This window comes from Rhodococcus sp. (in: high G+C Gram-positive bacteria), from assembly GCF_049591685.1.
GTDB lineage: Bacteria > Actinomycetota > Actinomycetes > Mycobacteriales > Mycobacteriaceae > Rhodococcoides.
This window is the reverse complement of record NZ_JBAWFH010000014.1, coordinates 1-4,970: the sequence shown is the minus strand read 5'-3', so window position 1 is coordinate 4,970 and position 4,970 is coordinate 1. Positions and strand designations below refer to the sequence as shown.

Annotated in this window: 6 protein-coding genes; 2 read left to right on the top strand and 4 right to left on the bottom strand. The window is 64.6% G+C overall.

The features are described 5' to 3' along the window. Window positions 1-211: 211 nt before the first annotated feature. The gene (locus WBQ44_RS00450) at window positions 212-658 is read left to right on the top strand and encodes a MarR family winged helix-turn-helix transcriptional regulator (protein WP_495564768.1); all 447 of its coding nucleotides are present in this window, start codon (window positions 212-214) and stop codon (window positions 656-658) included. Here the strand turns inward: WBQ44_RS00450 and WBQ44_RS00445 are convergent. Beyond that, entirely contained in the window at window positions 655-828 is a 174-nt protein-coding gene (locus tag WBQ44_RS00445) for a CDGSH iron-sulfur domain-containing protein (protein ID WP_495564767.1), read from the bottom strand. The two genes, WBQ44_RS00450 and WBQ44_RS00445, sit on opposite strands and share 4 nt — an antisense overlap. Next, complete coding sequence (locus WBQ44_RS00440; RefSeq protein ID WP_495564766.1) at window positions 825-2,006, bottom strand: zinc-dependent alcohol dehydrogenase; 1,182 nt, start codon at window positions 2,004-2,006, stop codon at window positions 825-827. The genes WBQ44_RS00445 and WBQ44_RS00440 overlap by 4 nt, the downstream gene beginning before the upstream one ends. A gap of 287 nt (window positions 2,007-2,293) precedes the next feature. Between WBQ44_RS00440 and WBQ44_RS00435 the strand changes: the two genes are divergently transcribed. Continuing rightward, entirely contained in the window at window positions 2,294-2,707 is a 414-nt protein-coding gene (locus tag WBQ44_RS00435; RefSeq protein ID WP_495564765.1) for an STAS domain-containing protein, read from the top strand. 15 nt (window positions 2,708-2,722) lie between these two features. Here the strand turns inward: WBQ44_RS00435 and WBQ44_RS00430 are convergent, their stop codons facing one another. Further along, complete coding sequence (locus WBQ44_RS00430) at window positions 2,723-4,309, bottom strand: phytoene desaturase family protein (protein WP_495564764.1); 1,587 nt, start codon at window positions 4,307-4,309, stop codon at window positions 2,723-2,725. Continuing rightward, window positions 4,306-4,746, bottom strand: coding sequence for an SRPBCC family protein (locus WBQ44_RS00425; protein WP_495564763.1), 441 nt, complete (start codon window positions 4,744-4,746; stop codon window positions 4,306-4,308). Before WBQ44_RS00425 ends, WBQ44_RS00430 begins: the two co-directional genes overlap by 4 nt. Window positions 4,747-4,970: the final 224 nt, after the last annotated feature.

Here is a 4,970-nt window from a genome sequence, read left to right as displayed (position 1 = left end):
GACGAGTACGGCGAGGGAGAGCGCCCACGACCGGCGGGAGGTGACGATTCGGGCGAATCGGATCCAGAAGTTCACTTGAAAAGAATCTCATCTACTTAACAATTAAGCAACTGAGAGATAGCGGTGTCGTGCGGCGCGATAGTGTTGCGCCGTCGGTGCCAGGTGAGGCGAAGAGAGGTGAACAGTGCCGGATCGTAGTGAACTGGAGTCCATGATCTCCTCGGACCTGCGCGCGCTGACAGCCGTGTCGGAGGAAATCGGACGGGTCTTCGGCGCCCAGCACGACCTGCGCCCGAACGACTTTCGGGCGCTGCTGTTCATCATGGTCGCCGACGTCGAGGGCACACCACTGACGGCGGGGGAGCTCGGCACCAGGCTGGGACTGTCTTCCGCTGCCATGACGTACCTCGTCGAACGCATGATCACCTCCGGCCACATTCGTCGGGAAAAAGACGCGAGCGACCGCCGCAAGGTCATCCTGCGCTACGACGCCCACGGCATGGAGGTCGCCCGCGGCTTCTTCGGCCCACTGGGCGCACGCACATCGTCCGCACTGGCAGATGTGCCCGACTCGGATCTCGCTGCTGCACACCGAGTTTTCGCCCTTCTGATCGATGCGATGCGCGCCCACCACGACGAGTTGCGGCCGAGCCGCTAGCGCTTCCTGCGGTGACTGGTGTCGCACAGCGGGTACAGGTCGCTGCGTCGACACATGCACAGGGCCACCATCGTGCGTTCGGACTCTACGACGCGGCCGTCGGGCATCTCGATCTCGACGGGCCCCTCGACCATGAGGGGCCCGCCCTTCACCATTCGTATCTTCGTCATGGCTTCAGTAATACCTTGACCGCTCCGTCCTGCTTCTTCTGGAAGATCTCGTACGCGTGTGGCGCGTCTGCGAGGGGCAGAGTGTGGGTGGCGAAGGTGTCCACGCCGAGCGGATCGTCGTCGGTGAGAAGCGGCATGATGTCGTCGACCCACCGCAGGACATTCGCCTGACCCATCCGGAACTGAATCTGCTTGTCGAACATCACCAACATCGGCATCGGATCGGCCATGCCGCCGTACACGCCGGAGAGCGACACCGTGCCGCCGCGTCGAACGATGTCGATGGCGCTGTACACGGCACCGAGTCGGTCGATCCCTGCCTTCTGCATCATCGGGCCCGCGATTGCGTCCGGCAGAAGTGAGGTCATCTGCTGCGCGAGCTTGGCGATCGGCGAGCCATGCGCCTCCATGCCCACGGCGTCGATGACGGAGTCGGTGCCGCGCCCACCCGTCGACTCGCGGATGACGTCTGCGAGGTCGGTGCCGTGGTCGTCGAGATTCAACACCTCGATGCCTCTGGCCGACGCGCGCGCAAGCCTTTCCGGCACGCGATCGACGCCGATCACGCGATACCCCTTGTGCTGCGCGATGCGGGCCGCCATGTCCCCGATGGGCCCCAGGCCGAGGACTGTGACCGATCCGCCGTCGGGAACGGATGCGTACTCGACTGCCTGCCATGCGGTGGGCAACACGTCCGATAGGTAAACGAACCGTGAATCCTCGGGTCCCTCAGGGACTTTGATGTGGGTGTTCTGCGCCTGCGGGATACGAAGGTACTCGGCCTGACCGCCGGGCACCTGGCCGTAGAGGCTTGAATACCCGAACAATGCCGCTCCCGATCCGTGCTCACGAACCTGCGTGGTCTCGCACTGGGTGTACAGGCTCGCGTTACACATGTAGCAACTGCCGCAGGAGATCTGGAACGGCACGACGACTCGGTCGCCGACCTTCAGGTTGCCGACCTCGGAACCGACCTCCTCGACGATGCCCATCGGTTCGTGCCCGAGGATGTCGCCCTGCGACATGAACGCACCGAGCACCTCGTACAGGTGCAGGTCCGAGCCGCAGATGTTGGTCGTGGTGACCTTGATGATCGCGTCGGTCGGCTTCTCGATCTTCGGATCGGGAACCGTGTCCACGCTGACGTTGCGTTTTCCCTGCCAAGTAACAGCCTTCATGGCGCCGCCTTCCGTATCGCTCATTCCGTATTGCACGTCGTGCATCAGTCGTTCGGTTGCCCCACCGCGGGTCGGGTGAAACCCGCGGTGATCACTCGAGCGTGGTCTGCGAGCTGGGGATTCGCCGCCGGTGTACGGGAGAGGTTTCTTGCCGTAGGGTGAGACGTGGTTGAGCTAACAGCCGTTGTCGGGGGAGACGCCCAGTGTGAACCCCAGCCGAAACGCGGATCTGTCGGCCACACTTTCTTTACGCGCTTCCTCCCAGGTGCTCGACGATGGGATGGGCTATGACGGTGACTCCACACAGCATGAACGACGAGGGAACCACCAAGGCGCAGTCCGCAACCGCAAGTACGGTCGCGGTGGCTGCAACGGGGGCGATCTTCAGTTCGACACCCGCAGGTTCCGATTCTCTCGTGGTCAAGGTGCACGGCGATATCGATGTCCGCAGCGCACCGATCCTCACCGACTACGTGAGTGCACGCGTCTCACCAGGCGTGCGGTTGATCTTCGATTTGTCCGATGTCGACTTCTTCGGCATTGCGGGTCTCGCAGTGTTCACGGCGTTGGATTCGGCTTCCGAGGCCGCCGGCGCGACGTGGTGCCTCATCGAAGGGCATCCGGTCCACCGGTTGCTCGAGGCAGCGGCCGTCGTCACGACGGTGCAACGGTTCGACTCGGTCGAGGATGCCCTCGGCTGATCCGACACACTTGCTTCACCGGGTGACCAGCTCCAGCAAGGAGCTGGTCACCTTTTTGCGTACTGCGCCGATGATTCCCTGCTGGCCCAGCGCGGCGCGTGCCGCGTTGGTACCCGGAGCTCCGTGCACGCCGCCTCCCGGATGCGCCGACGAGCTTCCCAGAAACAATCCCTCCACGAGCGTTTCCGGGCGGCCGAGACCGGGTGTGGGCCGGAAGATCAGCTGTTGATGCAGCTGGGCAGTGCCGCCGTTGACCGCGCCGCCGTGCAGGTTTCCGTCGGCCGCAAAGAGGTCCGACGGACGCTGGACGACGGTGCCCACCAGTGCCGACTCGAACCCCGGCGCGTGCTGTTCGAGAACACCCAGCACCCGCTCGGCGATGATGTCCGCCGACGCATCGTCGGTGATTCCGCTCGGCAGATGCGTGTAGGCCCAGGCGCTCTCGGTGCCGGCCGGTGAACGCGTAGCGTCGGCCGTCGTCATCTGGCCGAACAGCATGAATGGACTCTTCGGTAGGACGCCCGTCGTCAAATCTGTGGTCCACCGGAGAAGTCCGTCCCCGTCGGCTCCGAGATGAACGGTGCCGGCCTGAGACAGGCTCTTCGACCGCCACGGGATGGGCCGATCGAGGGCGTAGTTGATCTTGACCACGGGAGTGTCCCACTCGAACTTGACGAGATCGTCGTGCACTCGACGTGGAACCGCGTCGTGAGGCAGAAGCGATCCGTAGAGAACAGGCGCCGAGACGTCGGCGATGATCGCCTTCCGGGCGCGGATGGTGTCGCCCGAGGCAGTGTGGACGGTGGTGGCCCTGCCGTTCTCCACGCCGATACGTGTGACCGCACTGTCGCACCGAACCTGTGCGCTCCCCGCTCGCCGGACCAACGCCGCGGTCAGTTCGCCTGCGCCGCCTTTCGGGACCGGGTAGCCGACGTCCTGGGCGAGCATGGTCAACAGGTAGCCCATCGCGCCGCTGACCGGGGCGTTGATCGGAGCATCGCCGTGCATGGCGTTACCGAGGAGAAGGCACCGCGCCGCCGAGCTGTGAAACGACTCGTGCGCCATCGTGCGTGCGGACAACGCCATGAACCGGATGTACCGCAGAGTCTCGGCAGGTCCCAGCTTTCTGGCGAGTGAGGTGGCGGCACCGACGGGAGGAAACGGGGAGAAGAAGATGTCGAGCAACGGCTTCTTGACGGTCTGCCACTGCTCGAACATCGCCATCCAGGCGTCACCGTCGCGAGGGTCGTACTCGGCGAGGTGAGCCGCAGTGTCCGCTACGTCGTTGTGCACGATCGGTGCGTCCTCGTCGGTGCCCGAACGCGCGTGCCCGTAGACCGCCGGTGAGCGGCTCCATTCGAGACCGTGGCGTTCGAGTTCGAGGGCGGCAATCGCAGGCGACGACGCGCCCAGCGGATAGAACGCGCTGAACAGGTCGCTTGCGTACCCGGGAATCAACTCGGCACTGCGCACGGCGCCGCCGGGCTCGGGACCAGCTTCGAGGACGACCACGTCCCAACCGGCATCGGCGAGTGCAGCGGCGGCGACGAGACCGTTGTGGCCCGCCCCGATGACAACGGCGTCGGCAGTGCTGGTGGTCATGACGGCGTGGACGACCTTTCCGCGAGGTATGCCAGACGCTTCAGCGCCTCGCTGTTCCGAGGATGCGCCATCGCGTGTTGGACGGCGTCGGGAACGAGATTGAAGGGTGGGGTCTGCGCATGCTCGATCATCTCGATGCGGCAGCCGGTTGCAAGGGGATGCAGCCGCATGATGATCTCCGCAGAGCCGAACGGTAGCGCACGTGCGGACAGGCGTAGCTCACGTCCCTCGTGCATCTGTTTGCATTCGGTGTGGTCGCTCAGTACCACCGGCCACAGGCCGACCGAGTGATGGATTTTGCTCCCGACTGCCGGCCAATCGGCATCGACCGTACGGACACGGGAAGCGCCGACCACCCACGTCGCGTACGACCATCCGTCCGAGAGGACGCTCCAGACTTGCTCGGTGGTAGCGGTCGTGTTCCTCGAAGTCGCCATCGTGCCCTCCGAATTCGGTTGTCCTACGGCCGTAGCCGGACGAACCGGCACGTACCGGGATGCCCCTGTGCTCCCGACAACGAAGTGCATGCCCCAGCGGCCCTTCACCGAAACCGTCTGGTTTCGCACCGGGAGTCGCAGGGAATGACCAGCCACAGATGCGTGCGTCTTGTCCGGACGAGACACAGCATCAGATCCCGCGAGTTGAACACACAGCTCGCGGG

Coding starts and splice junctions, on each gene's coding strand:
- WBQ44_RS00450 (WP_495564768.1), top strand. CDS start 212: ATGATCTCCTCGGACCTGCGCGCGCTGACAGCCGTGTCGGAGGAAATC.
- WBQ44_RS00445 (WP_495564767.1), bottom strand. CDS start 828: ATGACGAAGATACGAATGGTGAAGGGCGGGCCCCTCATGGTCGAGGGG.
- WBQ44_RS00440 (WP_495564766.1), bottom strand. CDS start 2,006: ATGAAGGCTGTTACTTGGCAGGGAAAACGCAACGTCAGCGTGGACACG.
- WBQ44_RS00435 (WP_495564765.1), top strand. CDS start 2,294: ATGACGGTGACTCCACACAGCATGAACGACGAGGGAACCACCAAGGCG.
- WBQ44_RS00430 (WP_495564764.1), bottom strand. CDS start 4,309: ATGACCACCAGCACTGCCGACGCCGTTGTCATCGGGGCGGGCCACAAC.
- WBQ44_RS00425 (WP_495564763.1), bottom strand. CDS start 4,746: ATGGCGACTTCGAGGAACACGACCGCTACCACCGAGCAAGTCTGGAGC.